Source organism: Nitratidesulfovibrio vulgaris str. Hildenborough (assembly GCF_000195755.1).
GTDB lineage: Bacteria > Desulfobacterota > Desulfovibrionia > Desulfovibrionales > Desulfovibrionaceae > Nitratidesulfovibrio > Nitratidesulfovibrio vulgaris.
The window spans coordinates 305,436-324,186 of record NC_002937.3; the positions used below are offsets into that span (position 1 = coordinate 305,436).

Annotated in this window: 16 protein-coding genes and 3 tRNA genes; 10 read left to right on the plus strand and 9 right to left on the minus strand. The window is 62.7% G+C overall.

Features of this window, described 5'->3' with window-relative positions:
* Positions 1-3: 3 nt before the first annotated feature.
* Genes DVU_RS01295 through tmcD form a run of 5 tightly spaced genes read right to left on the minus strand, consistent with a single transcriptional unit; the run spans position 4 to position 4,249 of the window.
* A complete protein-coding gene (locus DVU_RS01295; protein WP_010937571.1) occupies positions 4-558 on the minus strand; it encodes a hypothetical protein in 555 nt (184 codons plus the stop codon).
* A 21-nt stretch (positions 559-579) separates the two neighbouring features.
* Complete coding sequence (tmcA, locus tag DVU_RS01300) at positions 580-960, minus strand: acidic tetraheme cytochrome c3 TmcA (RefSeq protein WP_010937572.1); 381 nt, start codon at positions 958-960, stop codon at positions 580-582.
* Between the two features lie 25 nt (positions 961-985).
* Positions 986-2,305 (minus strand): electron transfer complex ferredoxin TmcB, encoded by a 1,320-nt coding sequence (gene tmcB / locus DVU_RS01305; RefSeq protein ID WP_010937573.1) that lies wholly within the window; start codon positions 2,303-2,305, stop codon positions 986-988.
* A gap of 19 nt (positions 2,306-2,324) precedes the next feature.
* On the minus strand, positions 2,325-2,984 hold the full coding sequence (gene tmcC, locus DVU_RS01310; RefSeq protein ID WP_010937574.1) for a TmcC family electron transfer complex membrane anchor subunit: 660 nt from the start codon (positions 2,982-2,984) through the stop codon (positions 2,325-2,327).
* Between the two features lie 8 nt (positions 2,985-2,992).
* A complete protein-coding gene (gene tmcD / locus DVU_RS01315) occupies positions 2,993-4,249 on the minus strand; it encodes an electron transfer complex subunit TmcD (protein WP_010937575.1) in 1,257 nt (418 codons plus the stop codon).
* 541 nt (positions 4,250-4,790) lie between these two features.
* Here tmcD and DVU_RS01320 point away from each other — a divergent pair.
* The 4 genes from DVU_RS01320 to DVU_RS01335 all read left to right on the plus strand — a co-directional run bounded on the left by DVU_RS01320 (position 4,791) and on the right by DVU_RS01335 (position 11,231).
* Positions 4,791-5,288: an RrF2 family transcriptional regulator gene (locus DVU_RS01320; RefSeq protein WP_010937578.1), complete on the plus strand. Its 498-nt coding sequence runs from the start codon at positions 4,791-4,793 to the stop codon at positions 5,286-5,288.
* Positions 5,289-5,527: 239 nt separating this feature from the next.
* A complete protein-coding gene (locus tag DVU_RS01325; RefSeq protein WP_010937579.1) occupies positions 5,528-7,798 on the plus strand; it encodes a PAS domain S-box protein in 2,271 nt (756 codons plus the stop codon).
* Positions 7,795-9,285 carry a response regulator gene (locus tag DVU_RS01330; RefSeq protein ID WP_010937580.1) on the plus strand — a complete coding sequence of 497 codons (1,491 nt, stop codon included), beginning with the start codon at positions 7,795-7,797 and terminating at the stop codon, positions 9,283-9,285. The genes DVU_RS01325 and DVU_RS01330 overlap by 4 nt, the downstream gene beginning before the upstream one ends.
* A gap of 524 nt (positions 9,286-9,809) precedes the next feature.
* Positions 9,810-11,231, plus strand: a complete 1,422-nt coding sequence (locus DVU_RS01335) for an outer membrane homotrimeric porin (RefSeq protein WP_014524205.1) — start codon at positions 9,810-9,812, stop codon at positions 11,229-11,231.
* A gap of 311 nt (positions 11,232-11,542) precedes the next feature.
* Here the strand turns inward: DVU_RS01335 and DVU_RS01340 are convergent, their stop codons facing one another.
* Positions 11,543-11,914: a hypothetical protein gene (locus tag DVU_RS01340; protein WP_010937583.1), complete on the minus strand. Its 372-nt coding sequence runs from the start codon at positions 11,912-11,914 to the stop codon at positions 11,543-11,545.
* Positions 11,915-12,208: 294 nt separating this feature from the next.
* Positions 12,209-12,904, minus strand: a complete 696-nt coding sequence (locus tag DVU_RS01345; protein ID WP_010937584.1) for a polysaccharide deacetylase family protein — start codon at positions 12,902-12,904, stop codon at positions 12,209-12,211.
* A gap of 495 nt (positions 12,905-13,399) precedes the next feature.
* Between DVU_RS01345 and DVU_RS01350 the strand changes: the two genes are divergently transcribed.
* From DVU_RS01350 to DVU_RS01360, 3 genes are all read left to right on the plus strand, one after another.
* Positions 13,400-13,475: transfer RNA gene (locus DVU_RS01350), tRNA-Val, on the plus strand.
* A gap of 3 nt (positions 13,476-13,478) precedes the next feature.
* Positions 13,479-13,555: transfer RNA gene (locus tag DVU_RS01355), tRNA-Asp, on the plus strand.
* Between the two features lie 71 nt (positions 13,556-13,626).
* Positions 13,627-13,703: transfer RNA gene (locus DVU_RS01360), tRNA-Asp, on the plus strand.
* 265 nt (positions 13,704-13,968) lie between these two features.
* On the opposite strand, the gene DVU_RS01365 is transcribed toward DVU_RS01360, so the two are convergent.
* Positions 13,969-14,367, minus strand: coding sequence for a DUF302 domain-containing protein (locus DVU_RS01365; protein WP_010937585.1), 399 nt, complete (start codon positions 14,365-14,367; stop codon positions 13,969-13,971).
* Positions 14,368-14,511: 144 nt separating this feature from the next.
* Between DVU_RS01365 and DVU_RS01370 the strand changes: the two genes are divergently transcribed.
* Positions 14,512-14,745, plus strand: coding sequence for a hypothetical protein (locus tag DVU_RS01370; RefSeq protein WP_014524207.1), 234 nt, complete (start codon positions 14,512-14,514; stop codon positions 14,743-14,745).
* A gap of 176 nt (positions 14,746-14,921) precedes the next feature.
* Positions 14,922-15,902 (plus strand): AraC family transcriptional regulator, encoded by a 981-nt coding sequence (locus DVU_RS01375; protein ID WP_010937586.1) that lies wholly within the window; start codon positions 14,922-14,924, stop codon positions 15,900-15,902.
* A gap of 293 nt (positions 15,903-16,195) precedes the next feature.
* Here DVU_RS01375 and DVU_RS01380 read toward each other — a convergent pair whose 3' ends face one another.
* Positions 16,196-16,618: a VOC family protein gene (locus tag DVU_RS01380; protein WP_010937587.1), complete on the minus strand. Its 423-nt coding sequence runs from the start codon at positions 16,616-16,618 to the stop codon at positions 16,196-16,198.
* Between the two features lie 324 nt (positions 16,619-16,942).
* On the opposite strand from DVU_RS01380, the gene DVU_RS01385 reads away from it, so the two are divergent.
* The gene (locus DVU_RS01385; protein WP_010937588.1) at positions 16,943-18,649 is read left to right on the plus strand and encodes a SulP family inorganic anion transporter; all 1,707 of its coding nucleotides are present in this window, start codon (positions 16,943-16,945) and stop codon (positions 18,647-18,649) included.
* Positions 18,650-18,751 lie beyond the last annotated feature (102 nt).

An 18,751-nucleotide genomic window follows, 5' to 3' on the forward strand; every position in this document is an offset into this window, starting at 1 on the left:
GAGTTACCTCCCTAGGCTGCATTGTCCCGAACCACCCTGAAAGCCGAGCTCCCAGGCTATCCCCTCGATGATGTCGAACAGTCGGAAGGTCGTGTCGCACTCGAGCACCCGGGCCGCTTCACCGAAGAGCACATGCCGTGCCCTACCGAGATGCAGGGGCATGTCGAGCAGACAGCCCAGCGGCACGAAGCGAATCTCGTGTTCGCTACGCGCCGGAGAGCCAGCCTCCCCGGTGATGCCGCGCAGGGTGTGATACACCTCCACCCGTGCGGCGTCGGGAAAGCCGACCAGTTCCACAGTCCGCCCCAGTTCGAGTCGCTCGAACGACTCGGTGAGGCATCCCTGACCAGCGCATTCCTCCACCTCGCGCAGTGCGTGGGGCAGGAACGGGCTCATGCGGACGAGCGATGGATGGACGCCAAGCAGGGCGAAGTAGCCGCGCAGCGAGTACCCCTCGTCGAGGGTCACGTTGCGCGCAAGGCATGCCAGCGGGTCGGCGACGGTTGTGCCGTCCATTTCCCGCAGGATGCCGTCGTTGCCCAGCCTGATGTCGTCCATTCAGTCCGTCCTTCCGGGTTTCTAGTCGCGTACGTGGCAGCCACCACAGCTGGTGGGGCCCTTGCCGGACGTCTTGTGGCAGTTCATGCACTGCCGGTGATAGGCGTTGACCAGATGGGTGCCCTTGGTAGCCGCCTTCGCGTGGCAGTCGGCGCAAGGGGTGCCTTCGCTGGAACCTTCAGGAACTATCTTGCCATCTTTTGCGTCGTGATGACAGACGGCACAGTTCTCAAGCTTCGCTTTTTCGTTGTGTGCGTCGTGGTCGAACACGGCGGCGGGGCGCTGTTGCGGCTTGAGGGCCTCGGGTTCGAGGCGCGGCGTATCGGTGCGGGCGAAGGCCACCGCCAGCAGCAGGGCGAGGGTGGCGAAGGCCAGCATGACGGTGCCGATGCGTCGGAACATGGCGTTCTCCTTCGTGGGCCGGGCGCTAGACCGCACCGGGCTTCTCCATGCAGTCGTAGATGATGTCGCCGAGGAACTTGGTGTGCATCCCCAGTTTGTAATGGTGGATGATGTCCTCCAGGCCGCCATGGCAGTTGTGGCAGGGGGCGATGACGGTCTTCACTCCCGTGGCTTTGAGTTGCTCGGCCTTGATGCGGTTGCCCTCCACGCGCACGCCCTTGAATGGCGGGCCGCAGTTGATGACGCCGCCACCGGCACAGCAGCAGAAGTTGTGCTCGCGGTTGGGTGTCATCTCCACCACATTGGGGCAGAGGGCGTGGACGACCTCGCGCAGCTTGTCCATGAGCCCGCGCCCGCGCACGATGTTGCACGGGTCGTGGATGGTCACGGGTTCTTCGAACCGCTTGGCGAGCTTGATCTTGCCCTGATCGAACAACTCCCAGAAGAACTCCACAGAGTGCACCACCGGTACCGGATGCATCTTCCAGCCAAGCCAGCGGTTGCCCACGTCGTAGATGGAACGGAAGGCGTGGCCGCATTCGCCCATGACGATGCGCTTCACCCGCAGGCGCTGTGCAAGTTCGAAATGGGCGCGCTTGATGCGGCCCATGACTTCGCTGTCGCCGCTGAACATGGCCATGTCCGAGTTGTCCCATCCCGGCGTGGCGGGCATGGTCCAGCTTACGCCTGCCTGGTCCATGATGACGGCGGCCTGGTAGATGAGTTGCGTACGGAACTTCGGTTCCGGGGCGATGACGGAATAGAGGATGTCTGCGCCTTCCACCTCGAGGGGGATGCGCATGGTCGGAATCTCGCTTCGCGCTTCATCTTCCTGCCAGATGAGGCTGTCGACCCATTCGTCTTCCTTCACCCACATCTGGTTGAAGGTGGCTGCGTGGCTGTGGGCGGTGTCCTGCATGTAGCGGGGGGTGACCCCCAGCCTGTGGCAGATGCGCCTGACGAGGCTGATGACGTAGCCCGTGTCGATGCCGATGGGACAGTAGTGGATGCAACGTCTGCACAGGTTGCATTCGGTGTACGCTATCTGCGCCATGTCGTAGATGACGTCGGGAGATACCCGCCCGCCTTCGCGCAGCAGCCGCCACATGGTCTGTTCCATCTTGCCCACGGGTGAGTAGTCGGGTTCGCCGTCGTGCGAGATGCAGTAGTGACATGCCTTGGCGCACAGGCCGCAGCGCATGCAGGTTTCGTAGTAGACCTTGAGCCGCGCCCCGGCTTCGCCTTCGGTGACGGCCTTCACGACCTTCTCGATGCGTTCCGGAGTGAGTGCTGCGATGCCGCGCATGAGCCCGGCGTCTTCGATTCTGCGTTCAGTGATGCCCATTGCTTGTCTCCCTACCCCGTTACCAGTCCTTGCAGTGGCGCACCGCGCCGAATTCCGAGCCTATGTACGCGCGGGTGAACACCGAGAAGACCGCGTGGCTGAGTCGTGTGAAGGGCAATGCCACCAGCATGGCTTCGCCCGAGAGAACATGCAGAGTGGCGAACACGAGATTCTGCGTCATCACGTACTTGGCCAGAATGCCCGTGAGCAGGGGAACCGCCGCAAGGCCCAGCACCAGCCAGTCCATGGGGCGCGTCACGAAGCTCACCGTGGGGTCCGAGAGGCGCCGCCAGGCGAAGAAGCCGCAGGCCGCCAGCGCCACTATGGTCAGGATGTCGGCAACGGCTTCGGGCAGGGCCCAGACGCCCACGCCGAAGGCGTAGTCCCACATGGTGGCATGCCCCGGCGCGAAAAGCGCCAGCAGTACGATGCTGATGTGGAAGGCGAAGGTGGCGACGGTCATGGCGGGGTTCTCGCGCCAGCCGAGCGTGGCGAAGGGGGTGACCCAGTGCATTATGGAGTTCAGCGAGTGCTTCGACTCCATATAGGCAACGGCCACCATGTCCTTGCGTCGGGCCAGCGCGCCCATGGTCGAAAGACGCCACGCGCAGCCGCCCAGAAAGACGGCAAAGGCGATCCATGCCCCTGGGCCGATGAGAAGGTTGTAGAATGCCTGCATGTTGCCCCCTAGAAGTCGTTGCATGCGACGATGTGCCGCACCGCCGCGCCGTTCTGCACGCCACACATGAGCAATCTGTCACCGTCAGGCCCGAAGACGGGGGTGCCGGCCTGCGAAAAACCTTCGCGCCACGGCTTGCCGTCGACGATGAAGTGGAAGGTGTCGCCCTTGCGGGCCTTCACCGCCACATGTGCGCCGTCTGCACTGAAGACCGGAGCCCAGACCATGTCCCACTCACCGGGCCAGACCTTGTCATCCACGATGACGGAGAAGCGGGTGTTGTCGTGGTTGCCCACGGCGGCAGCCCTGCTGCCGTCGGGCGACAGGACGAGGTCGGAGACGACGGGGAATCTGTTGCCCCACGGGATGCCGTCGCAGGCGACAGTGAAGCTGCCGTAGTCCGGGGCGACGATGGCCCAGAGTCTGCGTCCGTCGGGAGAGAAGCGCGGATGCCAGCACTGGAAGAAGCTGGCGGGCCATATCAGGTTGCCGTCAAGCGCCATGCCCCATCGGCCATCCTTGCGGACAGGTGCCGCCACGGACCCCGTGGCAGGGTCGAAGACGGGTTCCCAGACGCACGGGAAGGTGACAGGCCACGGTTCGCCGTCCACCGCGATGGTGTAGTCGTACAGCGAGAGTCGCACCTGCGCCGCCACGCGTCTGCCATGGGTGTCGAAGACGGGCGTCCATGCATTGATGAAGACCCGTGGCCATGGTTCGCCGTCGATGGCCACGGTGTAGGCACCCTTCTGGTAGGTCTCGATATCGGCCTGACCAAGCGACACTGTCTGCACGACGGCGGCTGTGCGTGCACCGGAAGGTGAAACGGAAAAGTTGTTGGCGTTCTCGTAGAGGGTCTCCCACGGGGTGCCGTTGATGGAAAGACCGTACTGCATGTCCTGTTGCACAGGGAGGATGATGTCGCCGTTGCTGCCGAAGTGCGTGTCCCAGACGAAGCCGTACATCTCTTCCCACGGGGTGCCGTCAACAGCGAGAGTCCATTCGCCGTCGATCTGCACAAGGGCGGTAAGCCGCCCGTCGGGCGTGTAACGGGGATACCACGCCTTTTCGAACGTGGTGTCCCAGACCGTGTCGTTGACCCGCAGGCTGAATGCCCCCTCTTCGACGCAGACCACGGCTGCGAAGGCGCTGCCGTCGGGGGCGAACTGCGCCTCTTCCTGCCAGAGGTGGCCTTCGAGCGGAGCAACGGACTCCGCGATGACCTTACGACCCAACTCCCAATCCCACGCGGTCGGCGACCTCATGCGTGCCTCCTTGCTTCAGTGCCCGTGTATGCAGTCCGGATTTGGCGATGCCGGAAGCGGTATGTACATTTTCAAAAGCATCATAGCATGATGGACTGTTTAATGTAAGTGGCATTTTGATATTTTGCGAATACTACTGTCATGGTAGACAACATTGTCGACTGTATAAGTAGAAAATAAGATGCTTGTGAAAATAATATCTATCGATGTGTTTTGAAAAAGGTCATCTGTGTGCTATCTAATGCATTGGTCATTCAGTTCATGGTGTTGCGCGATGTTGGTTTGCGAAAAGAAGTTGTTTTATGGTATGCCTCAAAGAGGCATGATGGTGTTTCCAGAGTGAAACGTTTTTGATTCAGAAAAATCAAAGTGCGTCATGCTAAACTTTCTGTATTTAGATTATATGAGTCAACATTAGTCGCAGAAGGTGCATATTGTATGGCGCGTCTCTGTCGAGGTGACATTGCCATCCGGAATCGGATTATGGCATCGTCATGGGGGAGAGGCCGACAGTGCCGGTTGCGGGTAGCGCGGGGGGGCTATGCGGATACTGACGAACAGCCGTTACGGGACACGGATGCTGCTGGACATCGCCTTGCACCAGCGCGAGCGGCCCGTCCTGATGAAGGACGTGGCAGCCAGACTGTCCATTTCACAGAAGTATCTCGAAAAATTGAGCCGTCCTCTCAAGGAGGCCGGACTTCTCGTGAGCCAGCGAGGGCCCACGGGCGGGCATATGCTGGGGCGCCCTGCCGTTGAAATCACGGTGGGCGACGTGGTGCGGGTCATGGAAGGGGGCGATGAACTGGTCGGGTGCGGGCGTGATGAGGCTGCCTGTTCCCACGCGCCGGGCTGCCTTACGCGCATGATATGGAAGGAATGCAGTCACGCCATGTTCGCACGCCTTGACGCCATCACCTTCGACGAACTGTTGCGGTATGCCGACCAGGGAGTGAAGTTCGGCGACTTCTGCCCCAACGTGCTCGCAGAGCATGCCCTCACTGGTGAACACGACCTTTGCGAGGCCGACGGCGGTTAGCGCGGGCAGCCCCTTGCCCCGCTGCCAGCGGTGCGTCGGTGCATGATACGATGCATGATACGGCGAAGGCTGGGGTGAGCCCTCTTGAAGCACAGTGCAGGACCCGTCCGTATCCTGCCGTGGTGCGTCGGCAGCGCGAGCTGCCCGCTTGACTGCCTTCTGTGCTGCTTTCAGAAAGATGGATACGACGCGGTATGAGGTGGGCGCTCGGCAGGGCCTTCATCCGGCAAGGAGGGGCGATGGACAGTGCACGGGTTCCGTGGCGACGCACACTGGCGTTCCGCGTCGTGGGCGCGGCAGCCGTTCCGCTTTTCGTGGCGGTGGTGATCCTCTCGTGGGGCAGCATCACCTACCAGAAGTCCCACCTTTTCGATGAACTCTCGAACGGTGCCGACCGCCTGAGCAACACCATCCGTCTCGGGGCGCGCTATGCCATGATGATCAACGCGCGTGACGAGATCAACCAGATCATACGTGACGTGTCCGGTCAGAAGGCCATCGCCTCCATACGCATCTACAACAAGGAGGGGGTGATCAAGTTCTCCGGTGATGCGTCCGAGGTCGAGGAACGTACCAACATCCGCGACGAGGCATGCCGACGCTGCCACGAGACGGAACCGCCCCGGCCCTCGCTTTCGCTGCAGGAAAGGGTGCGTGTCTTCACCGGGCCGGAGGGGCAGCGCTATCTGGGTAGCCTTTCACCCATCTACAACGAACCCGGCTGTTCCGGCCCGCCGTGCCACTTTCATCCTGAAGAGAAACTCGTACTCGGAGCCCTTGATGTGGTGCTGCCCCTCGAAGGGGCCGAGAGCGAAATCCTATCCTTCCAGCGCCGGGTCATCCTTCTTGCGGCGGCGGTGTTCCTGCTTGGCGGCGGCGGCATCGCCCTGTTGCTGGACAGGTTCCTCACCCGTCCCGTGGGCGTGCTCATCGAAGGTACGCGCCGGGTGGCGCGGGGCGAGGCGGTCAACCTCAATGCCGTGCGGCAGGGCGACGAGATAGGTGAACTGGCGCGTGCCATCTCACGCATGTCGCGCGACATCGTCGACAAGCAGGAGGAGTTGAATCGCCAGCGCGACGAGTATCAGCAACTTTTCGATCAGGTACCGTGCACCATCACGGTGCAGGACACGTCGCTTCGGCTGCTCAAGTACAACCGGGAGTTCCGCGAACGCTTCAATCCCACACCCGGCGAGCATTGCTTCAAGGCATACAAGGGGCGCACCGACAAGTGTCCGCATTGCGCCGTGGCGCGCACCATGGAAACCGGGTTGCCGCACTGCAGCGAGGAAAGCGGTTACAACGCGGATGGAACGCGCGCGCACTGGCTGGTGCACACGACGCCCGTCTTCAACGCGGAAGGCGCCGTCGTCGCAGCCATGGAGATGTGCCTCGACATCACGGCACGCAAGGAACTCGAAGAGCGCCTTCGGCGTTCCGAACTCAAGTACCACGCCATCTTCAACAACATCCCCAGTGCCGTGTTCGTCCTCGAAGAGGCGTCGCTGGACATCATCGACTGCAACTCCACGGCAGAGGCCGTCTACGGGTGGAAGGCCGAAGAGGTGCGCGGACGTAACTTCCTCCATCTGTTCGCCCCCGACGAGCGCGAACGGTATGCCTCGCAACTCCGGGCCTTCACCGTGCTCAACCGGGCGCGTCATTTCAAGCGCGACGGCACGCCCTTCTTCGTGGACATCATGCTCTCGCCCTCGGAGTACAACGGACGGCAGGTCTTGCTGCTGACCACCAGCGACATCACACAGCGACTCGAGGCGGAACAGAAGGTCATTCAGGCGGGCAAGATGGCAACGCTGGGCGAAATGGCCACCGGGGTCGCCCATGAGTTGAACCAGCCGCTCACGGTCATCAAGGCCGCCAGCGGGTTCTTGCTGCGCAAGGCACGCAAGGGCGAGCCCGTCGCCCCTGACGTCCTGTCGACCATGACGGCGGAGATGGACGCCCATGTGGACAGGGCAAGTCGCATCATCGAGCACATGCGCGAATTCGGACGTAAATCCGACATCGTACTGGAAAGGGTGTCCGTCAACGAGGTGCTGCGCTCCGCCACCGAGTTCTTCAGCAGACAGATGACCGTGCGGGGCATCACCATCGAATGGCAGCTGGACGCGAGCGAACCCGTGGTCATGGCCGTGGCGAACCGCCTCGAGCAGGTGGTCATCAATCTTCTGCTCAATGCCCGGGATGCCATCGAGGAGCACGCCGCGGCGCATGATGCGCGACGGGTCATCACCCTGCGTACCGAAACGGACGGGCGCGAGGTGGTCATGGAGGTGTGCGACTCGGGCCCCGGCATCCCGCGTGCCTTGCAGCAGCGCATCTTCGAGCCGTTCTTCACGACGAAGAAGGTGGGCAAGGGCACGGGTCTGGGCCTTTCCATAAGCTACGGTCTGGTCAAGGACTTCGGCGGCAGCATCTCGGTCGGTGACGCCCCGGGGGGCGGGGCCCGTTTCACCGTGCGCATGCCCGATGCAGGGAGGAATGCATGAACGGTGCACGGTTGCTGCTTGTGGACGATGAAGAGGGCATTCGCACCGTCCTTTCGCTGGTACTCGCTGACATGGGCCACGACGTGCGGACGGCCGCCAACGGCAACGAGGCCCTTGCCCTGCTGCATGACCGCCCCGCCGATGTCGTGCTGACGGATGTGCGGATGCCCGGTATGGACGGACTGGCGCTTCTGGCGGCAGTCCGCGAGGCATGGCCCGACACGGGGGTCATCATGCTCACCGGGCATGGTGACATGGAACTGGCGGTGAAAAGCCTGCGACTGGGGGCTACCGATTTCCTGACCAAGCCTGTGGGGGACGAGGCGCTGTCCGTCGCGCTGGACCGGGCCTTCGAACGGCGGCGACTGCGCATGGCGCTGCGTGCCCATACAGAGCACCTCGAGGCGCTCGTGGAAGCGCGAACGCGTGAGCTTGTGGAGGCCGAACGTCTTGCAGGCATGGGCGAGACCGCTGCCATGCTGGCGCATGCCATCAAGAACATCGCCTCGTCGCTGGAGGGCGGGCTGTTCGTGCTTGGCAAGGGCATCGAACTTGGCAGGCGCGACTACCTTGAGGACGGCTGGGGTCTCGTGCGTGAGCATGTGGCCCGTGTGCGCGACCTCGCGTTGCATCTGCTCAACCTTGGCAAGCCGCTCACTGGTGATGCCGCACCCGTCGACCCGGACGCCCCCGTGCGCGAAGTCGTACAATTGCTGACAGCCCGTGCCCGTGAACGCGGAGTCGCGCTCTCGATGGCGTACGGTGCAGGGCCGACGCCTCTGGTGCTGGACGGTGAAGCTGTGCGACGGGTGCTGACCGACCTCATCCTCAACGCCATCGAGGCGTTCAGCTTGCCGGAAGGCCGTTCCGGAGAGGCTGCCGTGCATGTGTCCTCGTTTCGCGCGGAATGGCTCGATGGTCGCGCAGCCGTGCGTTACGTCGTGCGGGATAACGGGCCGGGGCTGCCGATGCGCTTGCGGCCCGAACGCCGGGAGGAGGCTGTGGCCGCCTTGCTGGCGGGGTGCCTTGCCGGGCATGGCGACCTGTCGCCGTCGGTCGTTCCCTCACAGGGTGAGGACTGTGCGCCGGTTGATGCTGCAGGTACGGGCAAGGGCACGGGCACAGGGATGGGCGCGCTGTCGGCGGAGGCTTCAACGGGGACGCACCCTGTCGCAGACGTTGCCATGGGGGGAGGCGATGCCGCGCTGCAGCTGTCACCAGTCTCTGATGACGGCATCGTACTTGGCGGCGGAGGAGGGGCGTCCGTTTTCCCCTCACCGGGTGACGACCCGGCCCGTTGGGGCGTTGACGCGGTCACAGGTGAAGCACTCCGGGGGCGTTTGCAAACGACCAAACAAGGAGGCAGTGGCGTCGGACTGCTGACCGTGCGGCGAATCGTCCATGAACTGGGCGGGGAGTTTCGCCTCGGCGATGCGGAAGGGGGCGGGTGCGAGGCGACCGTCGCGCTGCCTGTCGCCCACTCCTAGCCTGTCCCCGGTTAGCCAGTCGCCTCTTCCTCGTCTGTCGTCTGGCCCTGTCTTGCCGACACGTGTCCCGTTTCTGGCCTCATCCGGGATGCCGTCGCCCTGTTGCCATTCTGGCACGGAGGCTTGCCGTATGCGGCATTGTAGCGGGGCGGTGGTGGCGTTGCTGGCGGCAGCGACATGCGTGTATCGCATGTCGCCCCATGTGATGCCCCGTTCGATCAAGGGTTCAACCTCCCCGCATCCTTGCAGGAGATGTTGCCGTATCAGCGGCTGGTCTGGCATGTCCCGGCCTGTGTGTGTCCCCGGAATGGGGCCACGCCTTCCCTGACCTGAACACCGGGCGTGTGAACGGCGCGGTGGGTCGACGAACAATGTTCCTTTCCTCACATTGACATTGAAAATTATTTTCAATATCAGACACGGAGCCGATGGCTTGCATCGGCCCGGTGTCATGTCGTTTGCGTGCCCCTGAAGGCGCAACGTGGCATGTCTACTGTAACTTCAAGAGCACTGGAGGAAGGATCGTGAAAAAATGGCTTGGGCTAGCCCTGGGGTTGGGCCTCATGGCGGGCGGCGTCTCGTCCGCGACGGCAGCGGAGATAAGAGCCAGCGGTGAATGGGCGTTCGACCTTTCGTGGACGGACAACCTCGGTTACCGCTCTGCCGCACATGGTGACAAGGAAGACGACTTCAATGCCCACCAGCGTCTGCGTACCCAGATAGACATCATCGCCAGCGAGAATCTTTCCGGCGTGCTGTTCCTTGAGATGGGCGATTCCCTGTGGGGTTCGGAAGATGCAGCCCTCGGCGCCGACGGCAAGACCGTCAAGGTGCGTCGTTCTTTCGTGGACTGGAACGTACCCGGTACAGGCCTCGCCGTGCGTATGGGTATTCAGGGACTCGACCTGCCCGGTGCCACCTTCGGCGCCAGCCCCATTCTCAGTGACGAGGACGTGGCGGCGCTCACGCTCTCCTACGCCGTGAACGACACCGTGGCCGTGACGGGCTTCTGGGCCCGCCCCTACGATGGCGCCAACTCCAACGCGGCCGATGGCAACAGAGGGTTCGACGAGGTCGACCTCTTCGGCCTCTCCGTGCCTGTGACGCTCGACGGTTTCAGCATCACGCCCCATGCCATGTATGCCAGCATCGGCAAGGATGTGGACGGCTCGAACTTCGATGAGAACAAGTGGAACTCCGGTTCGTGGGAAGCTTTCTCCGACGGGATGCACAGCATCGCCCAACAGCACAAGGGGGTGACCCCCGGCGAGTCGTCGCGTGCGTGGTGGGCTGGCGTGGCCTTCGAGATGTCGCTGCTTTCGCCTTTCGAACTGAAGGCCGACCTCACCTACGGCACGGTCTCCAACGATGACGAGGCACTGGAACGTTCCGGCTGGCTGGCCTCCGCCATGGCCTCGTACAAACTCGACATGGTGACCCCCGCCGTGTTCGGATGGTACGGCAGCGGTGAAGACGACGACCTTGGCAACGGTTCGGAGCGTATGCCCTCCGTCTCGGCGCAAGCGTGGGCCCCCACCAGCTTCGGTTTTCCGGGTTCCGCCTTCCAGCAGGATACCAACTTCGCGCGTAACGGCGCGGGCCTGATGGGGCTCGGGGTGCAGGCCGGTGACATCAGCTTCATCGAAGACCTCACCCACGTGGTGCGCGTCGCCTACATGCGCGGCACCAACGACGCCGACCTCCTGCGGCGCGACACCACCTTGCGGGGCGACCTCGCCCCCGGTGCCGGTGCAGTATTCCTCACCGACAAGGACAGCGCGTGGGAAGTCAACTTCGACCATGAATACAAGATCTACGAGAACCTGACCATGATCGTCGAGATGGGGCTCATCCGCCTCAACCTCGATGAGGATGCGTGGGGCGACGAGGCAGACAATCTGGGTACGGCCAAGAAGGCCACTGTCAACCTCGTGTACGAGTTCTAGTCTTCGTCCGGGGCGTCATTCCCTGAGACGCCCCGGTCTTCAGCCGGTGTGGCGGGCCGCACCCCGCACGGCACTACAGGCCGCATGGCCCGCTGCATCCCGGGGTGTCTCGCGTGATGCCCGGCATGAGTAATGAAGAGGCCACTCCCGTCTGTCTGGCGGGGGTGGCCTCGTCATCGTGCGTTGCGGGCGCTGAGGATGCAGGGCGCTTCATCGTGCCTCGCCTGACACGTGCACGGTCTTCGCCGTGCACACTGGAGAGGGCCATGAGCGCCTCCGTACAGGCGGCTGGTGCCTGTCGTCTGGCGGACTCAGGCTTCCCAGATGGTGAGCCTGTCTTCGGGCAGTTCATGCTCTTCGACGAAGGCGGCGGCAAGACCCTCTTCACCTTCGGGGACGATGAGCACGACCTGTCCGCCCAGTTCCTTGGCGCGTCGGGTGAAGGCCTGAAGCCGCTCGACAAGTTCCATCTCTGCGAAGACTTCGGGGGGGCAGACCTCGAAAAGGTAGGTGATGCCCTTCTGGTTGGTCGCCTGCATGTCCGGGATGTGCCCTTCGACCGCCTCGGGTTCGGGCAGGTCTTCGGCGTCCGTCACGCGGATGTCGCGAAAACCGCTTTCCTCAAGGGCTTCGTAGGTCACTTCGAGCATGTCCTCGTAATCGAGGTCGTCTTTTCCTGCCATGGTGGCTCCTCCGGGCTGCCTACGGGGCAGCGGATGGTTGTTTTCGTATGGGGAGACGCCGCTGGTGCCTGCGGTCTCGCGTATTCAGGTACCCCAGTGGTCGTCTTCAGGGACTTCGACGGCATCCGGTCGCATGGGGCTGCCCGTCGTGGGTGTTCTCTGTGACGCCTGACCTGTCTCGAGGGGCATGGTGCAGACGCAAAGAGGCTTGCACGGTCGCAGTGCGTTTCCAGAGGGGATGGGGGTTCCGATAGTCGGCCCCATGACGTGCGTCAAGTGCCGGGACGCGCGTTGTCAGTGCAGGCAGACGGGGCCGTCGTTGTCGAGGTACTCCGAGAGGGTGACGAACTGACACCCCGCAGCTGCCAGGTCGTCGAGGATGCGAGGCATGGCGTCGACGGTGGAGCGGTGGTTGTCATGGAAGAGGAACACCCCGTGCACCTTGCCCGAACTGCTGCGGGGAAGCACCCGTGCCATGGGTTGGCGCGGGCTCTGCCAGTCTCGGCTGTCGATGGACCACATGACGATGGTCAGGTTCTCGATGGCGGCCTGCTCCAGCGTATTCTTGTCGTAGCGCCCGTACGGGGGGCGCAGGTAGCGCACGGGAATGCCGAGCTCAAGGAGGGCGGCATCGGTGCGGGCTATCTCGTCACGCTGCGTTTCGGGGGCGAGGTTGCGCAGGTTGACATGGCTGTAGGTATGGTTGCCCACTTCGTGGCCTTCGGCGGCGATGGCGCGCATGGTCTGCGGGTAGCGGGCTACACGCGAGCCGAGTACGAAGAACGTCGCCTTGATGTTGCGCTCGCGCAGGATGCCGAGAAGCCGGGGAGTGTGTGGCCCGGGGCCGTCATCGAAGGTGATGGCGCATGTGTTTGTGTGCGCTCCGAGCATGGCAAGCGAGAACCCGTCGAAAATTTCTTCGGCGTACGCCGAGATGGGGCAGGCCAGGCAGAGCAGGGAGCACAGGAGCGTGAGGGCGGCGTGGGGCATGTCAGTCTCTCGATCATGCGTGTGTACGGGCATGTCTTGCGCCCGCAGGACCAACTATCGCAGAAATGCAAGGCGTCGTACAGGGGATGCACCAGTGCGTGTGCACTTTGCGTCAGGGGATGGTGCCGTTGCGCAACACCCGTCGGTGTTGCTGGCATGCAGGTGCATGTCTCTGGTGTTCCGCGCTCAGGAGTATGCCCGGTCACGGTCGATATCGCCTGTCGTGGCTGGATGACTGTCGCGTGCGTCTTGCCTGTTCACCGTGTGCTGCGCGAGCGGGGTTTACGCATTCTACGCAACTGCCACATACGAGGAGTGAGCGAACCTTCTGGAGGCTGTTTGGAGGAGGGGGAGGGGGTACTTGGTGGCTTTTTTGTATCCATATGAAATTATGCGCAAAAAAAATGAAGCGATTTTGCCGCCAGAAAAAAAGCAGTCTGCTCGGGATTTTTCGTTGACAGCACAAGGGGTGGCATATATACACAGCCTCCTCAAGGGCAGTTAGCTCAGCTGGAAGAGCACCGCCTTCACACGGCGGGGGTCGCAGGTTCGAGCCCTGCACCGCCCACCACGCGGAGCCGTAGTTAAGACGGTTATAACGCCGGCCTGTCACGCCGGAGGCCGAGGGTTCGAGTCCCTTCGGCTCCGCCATGTCCCCAAGGGGGAGCAACGCTCCCCCATTATTTCGCAGATAAGGGTCTCGCAAGTGATCCTCTTCATGCGGAGCGGTAGTTAAGACGGTTATAACGCCGGCCTGTCACGCCGGAGGCCGAGGGTTCGAGTCCCTTCCGCTCCGCCATTTTTCGACATAAGCCCCGCAAGTACCAAGAGTGCTTGCGGGGCTTATGTTTTGCGTGTTTCGCGTTGCGACTGGCGATTAAGGGCGATGGCAAACCGCGTTAACAGCCGGGGCAGCTTGGGGGCAACTTTGGGGATAACAAGGCGCAGGTCGCAGGCGTTGCCCCCAGATGCTCAGGACACCAAGTGCCCGCAAGTACCAGTGAGTGCTGCGGGCCTTGTGTCTTTCGTGCCTTGTGCTTCGCTTGCCCTGAAACCGGTCGCCGTCAGGCGGTGTGACCTTGCGCCGCCGCCGTGAGTTTGCGTAATGCACCCTGCATCATGCGAAGCGAAGGATGGTCGTCGGGGATGCCGTATTCTTTCGCCAGCCTTTCGGGTGACAGGTGGATGAAGACGGTGCGCCCCGCGTCTTCACGAACCATGCAGCGCAGGGGCAGGTCGAGGGCGATGTCCGGGGCGGTCTGCATGAGAGGGGTGCCCACCTCGGCCTTGCCGAAGATGGCAACGCGGCAGAAGGGCAGTTCCATTCCTGCCTTGCTCGCGTTGGCAGCGTGGTCGACCGTGCAGAACACGGTCGCCCCCAGAGTCTCCAGCATGGACAGAACCCGTTGCCAGACGACTTCTGCAGGGGCGTTGCAGTGGTGCACAGGGGATGGTGCGTTCATGGCGTCTCCTGTCGGTACAGGTGAATCGGGGTATTCATGCACATTACTCTGGGCGATACCATGAATGGACCCGCAAGGGTAGCGTCGACCGTGTCTGCGTTACCGGACTGGAAGCGGGCGCATCCCTTGTGCTAGGGTACCTGCATGTTGGTCGTCCGTTGCGCGGCGTGTCGCCGCAAGCTTTTCAGGTACAGGAAGATTGGCAAGGGAGAGGTGCTGCGCTGCCACAAGGAGCGCATCATGCGTCTGTTCGAGGCCGAAGAACGCGACGGGCGTCTGTGGTGCCCGTGCGGAAGGGCCGTAGGCGTGGATATGGGGACGCGGTGGAACATGCTCGGGGGCACGTTCACCTACTCCGGCACCAAGGACAACAACTGACGCACGGGGGCCGTGAGGCTGACTGGGGGCCTGCCAGCCCGTGCCTGCCAGCCTCTGTCCGGCTGTCCTCGTTGTTCCTGCGGCTGACGTCTCTCCGGGGGGCGACTCCGCCGCACCGTAACTCTGTCAGGCCGCCGCCTCGTCGTCCCGTTTCCCGTCGCTTCATAGGAGGCTTCTTGCGTCGCGCCGACACCCTGCATCGTTATGAGTCACGTGTTAACAGGCTCATCGATCATATCGTGAACAATCTTTCCGGCCCGTTGACACTGGAAGAGATGGCCGCCGTATCGTCCTTCTCGCCCTTTCATCTGCATCGTATCTTCTCCACTGTGATGGGCGAGACCCTAGCCGCGTTCATACGCAGGGTACGCATAGAGCGCGCTGCCGTGCTGCTGCTCTGGAATCCTACGCGCTCCGTGACCGACATCGCCTTTGCGTGCGGATTCTCCTCATCGCAGAACCTTGCGCGGGCCTTCACCCGCCATATGGGGATGCCCCCCGGTGTCTACCGGCGTTGCCGCAGGGAAGAAGGGTGCGGGCTGACACCAGCAGGGGCAGGCAATGATGATAATGGCAAGAACGGAAACGCAGGCGGCATGGGGCTGTGGCATGGTGGCGATGCAGCCGGTGCCAGCGGGCACCATCTGCATCTCGCCCATTCATTGCTCGAAAGGAGTGCCACCATGGATGTACGGATTGAAGAGATGCCCAGATTTCATGTCGCCTATCTGCGTCATGTGGGGCCTTACACCGAAGCGACAATCGGCCCGGTATGGGGCAGGCTCATGGAGTGGGCCGGTGCCAGGGGGCTCCTGCGTCCGGGCGTGAAGACGCTGGGCGTCAGCTGGGACGACCCCGAGGTGACGCCTCCCGAACATTGTCGCTATGACGCCTGTATCGTCATCGCCCCCGGCGTGGAGGTTGATGGCGGTTGTGCCACGCAGGAGGTGGGCGGCGGTCTGTATGCCGTGTACCGTCGTCCTGTGGCATGCGGGCAGTTCACCGAGGCATGGAATGAACTCTTCGGGCAGTGGCTGCCGACCAGTGGTATGCAGGCCGACGACAGACCCTGTTTCGAACTGTACAACGACGTTATGCAGGCTCCTCCCGAAGGCCCGTGGGACGTGAGCATCTGCATGCCCGTGAGACCTCTGTAGCAGGGCCGCTACGCGGTTTCATCGACAGGCACTGTGAATGAGGCCCGTTGCGCCAATGGCGTGACGGGCCTTCATGCGTTGTCGGGATGAAGCAGGGACCCCGTCTCCCGACAGGGGGATGTCCGTCCTCGGGCTCGCCTATCGTCCCGGAGGGCAGGGAAGGCGACAGGGCCACAGGCGGAGGGATGCCTGCCAAGGACGCCGGGGGCTATTGCCTCTCTGCCCGCCGCCCCCTTCGGCGTGTGGACGCAGCCGGGATGTTTTCCGGCAAGGCGTCGCAGACTGCGGGAGCATCATGCGTCAAGGATGATTCTTCCTTCGACATCGAGTGTGAGCGAGGGAACGTGGGCCACTTCCCACGGGTGCCCGTCGGGGTCGGCGAAATAGCCTCCGTAGCCCCATGGCTTGTCACGGGCGGGGGCGATGAGCCTTCCTCCAGCTTCCACCACCTGTGCCAGCCGCGCATCGACTTCATCGCGCGAGGCGACGTTGCAGGCAAGGGTGACTCCGCCCGGCGTGGGGGCATTGCCGGTGAGTCCGCAGTCTTCAAGAAGGGCGTCACGCGGGAAGAGGGCAAGTGTGGCACCCCCGCCATGCAGGAAGACGATGTGTTCGTTGCTGCATGATGCCACCTTCCAGCCCGTGCGGGCGTAGAAGTCGCGGGAACGGGCGAGGTCGGTGACGCCTAGGGTGACAAGCGAGAGTGTTCTGCTCATGGTGACTCCTGTGGTTTGCAGCACCATAGCGCAAGGCGCTGCATTCGTCATGACATACTGATGATGCAATGCGGACAAGGTAGGGGCCTGGTGTGCCCTCTATGACGCACTGCTTCTGCGTTGTCGTGTTGCACTGTCGATTTGGTAGAGTGTGCTATCACATGGGGTGACGACTGCTCGCACTAACAGAATGGAGACATATACCACTGAAAAGAAGTGTGAGTATCGCGTCTTGAAAAAGACGCGAGTGGGCACTTGCTATGCGCCGGGAGCGGGAGTAAGGCTACCGCTTTCCGACAGCGGAAAATCGCAAAGGAGGCGCATATGGCGATTCCATCTGGTGCGACAGGCAAAGAGCCGTTCCTGCCGCGTACCCTCACGGTACTGAGGGAAGGATATGACGGCGGGACGTTCTTCAAGGACCTTGCGGCGGGGCTGACCGTGGGCATCGTGGCCCTGCCACTTGCCATGGCTTTTGCCATCGCCTCGGGCACGACGCCCGAACGGGGGCTTTTCACGGCCATCGTCGCAGGCTTTCTCATCTCCCTGCTTGGCGGCAGCCGCTACCAGATTGGCGGGCCCACGGGCGCGTTCGTCATCATCATCTTCAATGTGATCATGAAGCATGGGTACGACGGTCTTGTCGTGACCACGCTGCTTGCCGGGGCCATGCTTCTGGTCTTCGGGCTGTGCCGCTTCGGGGCACTCATCAAGTACATTCCCTATCCCGTGACCACGGGATTCACCGCAGGTATCGCCGTCCTCATCTTCTCGCAGCAGGTGAAGGACTTCCTCGGCCTTTCCATGCAGTCGGTCCCGCCGGACTTCTTCGAGAAGTGGCAAGCCTACATACACAACGCCGCAACGTTCGACCCTGCCACCTGTGGCATCGCATTTCTTGCTCTTGGGGCCATCATCCTCACCCGCAAGACGATCCCCCGTATTCCGGGGCCTGTCGTGGGGGTCGTGCTGGCGTCGCTGACGGTGTGGGCCCTGGGCCTTGATGTCGAGACCATCGGCAGCCGCTTCGGCGGCATACCCACTGAACTGCCCACGTTCACCCTGCCGACCGTCACCCTCGAACGGGTCCGGCAGCTTCTGCCTGACGCCATGACCATCGCCCTTCTGGCGGGCATCGAATCGCTGTTGTCCTGTGTGGTGGCCGACGGCATGACCGGCGACAAGCACAACTCCAACGTCGAACTTGCGGCGCAGGGCGCGGCGAACATCGCGTCAGTCATGTTCGGCGGCATTCCCGCCACCGGGGCCATCGCCCGCACGGTCACCAACATCCGCTCCGGCGGCAGGACGCCCGTGGCAGGCATGATCCATGCCGCCGTGCTGGTGGGCTTCATCCTCTATCTCGCGCCCCTTGCCTCGTTCATTCCCCTGGCAAGTCTCGCGGCCGTACTGATGGTCGTCGCGTGGGACATGAGCGAGATGCACAAGTTCCTGCGCCTCTTGCACGCACCCAAGTCCGACGTGCTGGTCATGTGTCTGACCTTCGCGCTGACGGTCGTCATCGACCTGACCGTGGCGGTGTATGTGGGCGTCATGCTGGCCTCACTACTCTTCATGCGCCGCATGAGCGAGGTGACGCAGATATGTACCTGCCTCGACGGTGAGGCCACCAAGGTGCAGGGGCGTGAGACCGCGGAACTTGACGTGCCCGAAGGTGTGAAGGTCTACGAGATAGACGGGCCGTTCTTCTTCGGTGTGGCGGACAGGTTCCAGAACGTGCTTGCTGCACTCGACCGGCAGCCTGAAGTGTTCATCCTGCGCATGCGCAAGGTCTCGACACTGGACTCCACCGCCGTCAACGCCCTTGAGGTGTTCTGGCGCAAGTGCCGTAGCGACGGTACGCAACTGCTGCTTTCGGGAGTGCGTGAGACCATGCGCACCACGTTGCGGCGCATGGGCACACTTTCGCTCATCGGTGAGGGGAATATCTGCGAGAACATCGATGCGGCGTTGGCCCGCGCTGGGCAGGTGCTTGCCGAACGCCGTGAAGCCGAGGACAGGCCACAGTAACGTTGATGACAGACGTGACGTTCCCCATGAAGGAACGCTGGAAACGCCAGCCTCTGGGTCGGCGTTTCTGCGTATCGTGCGGGGCTGCGTGTGGCACTGTCT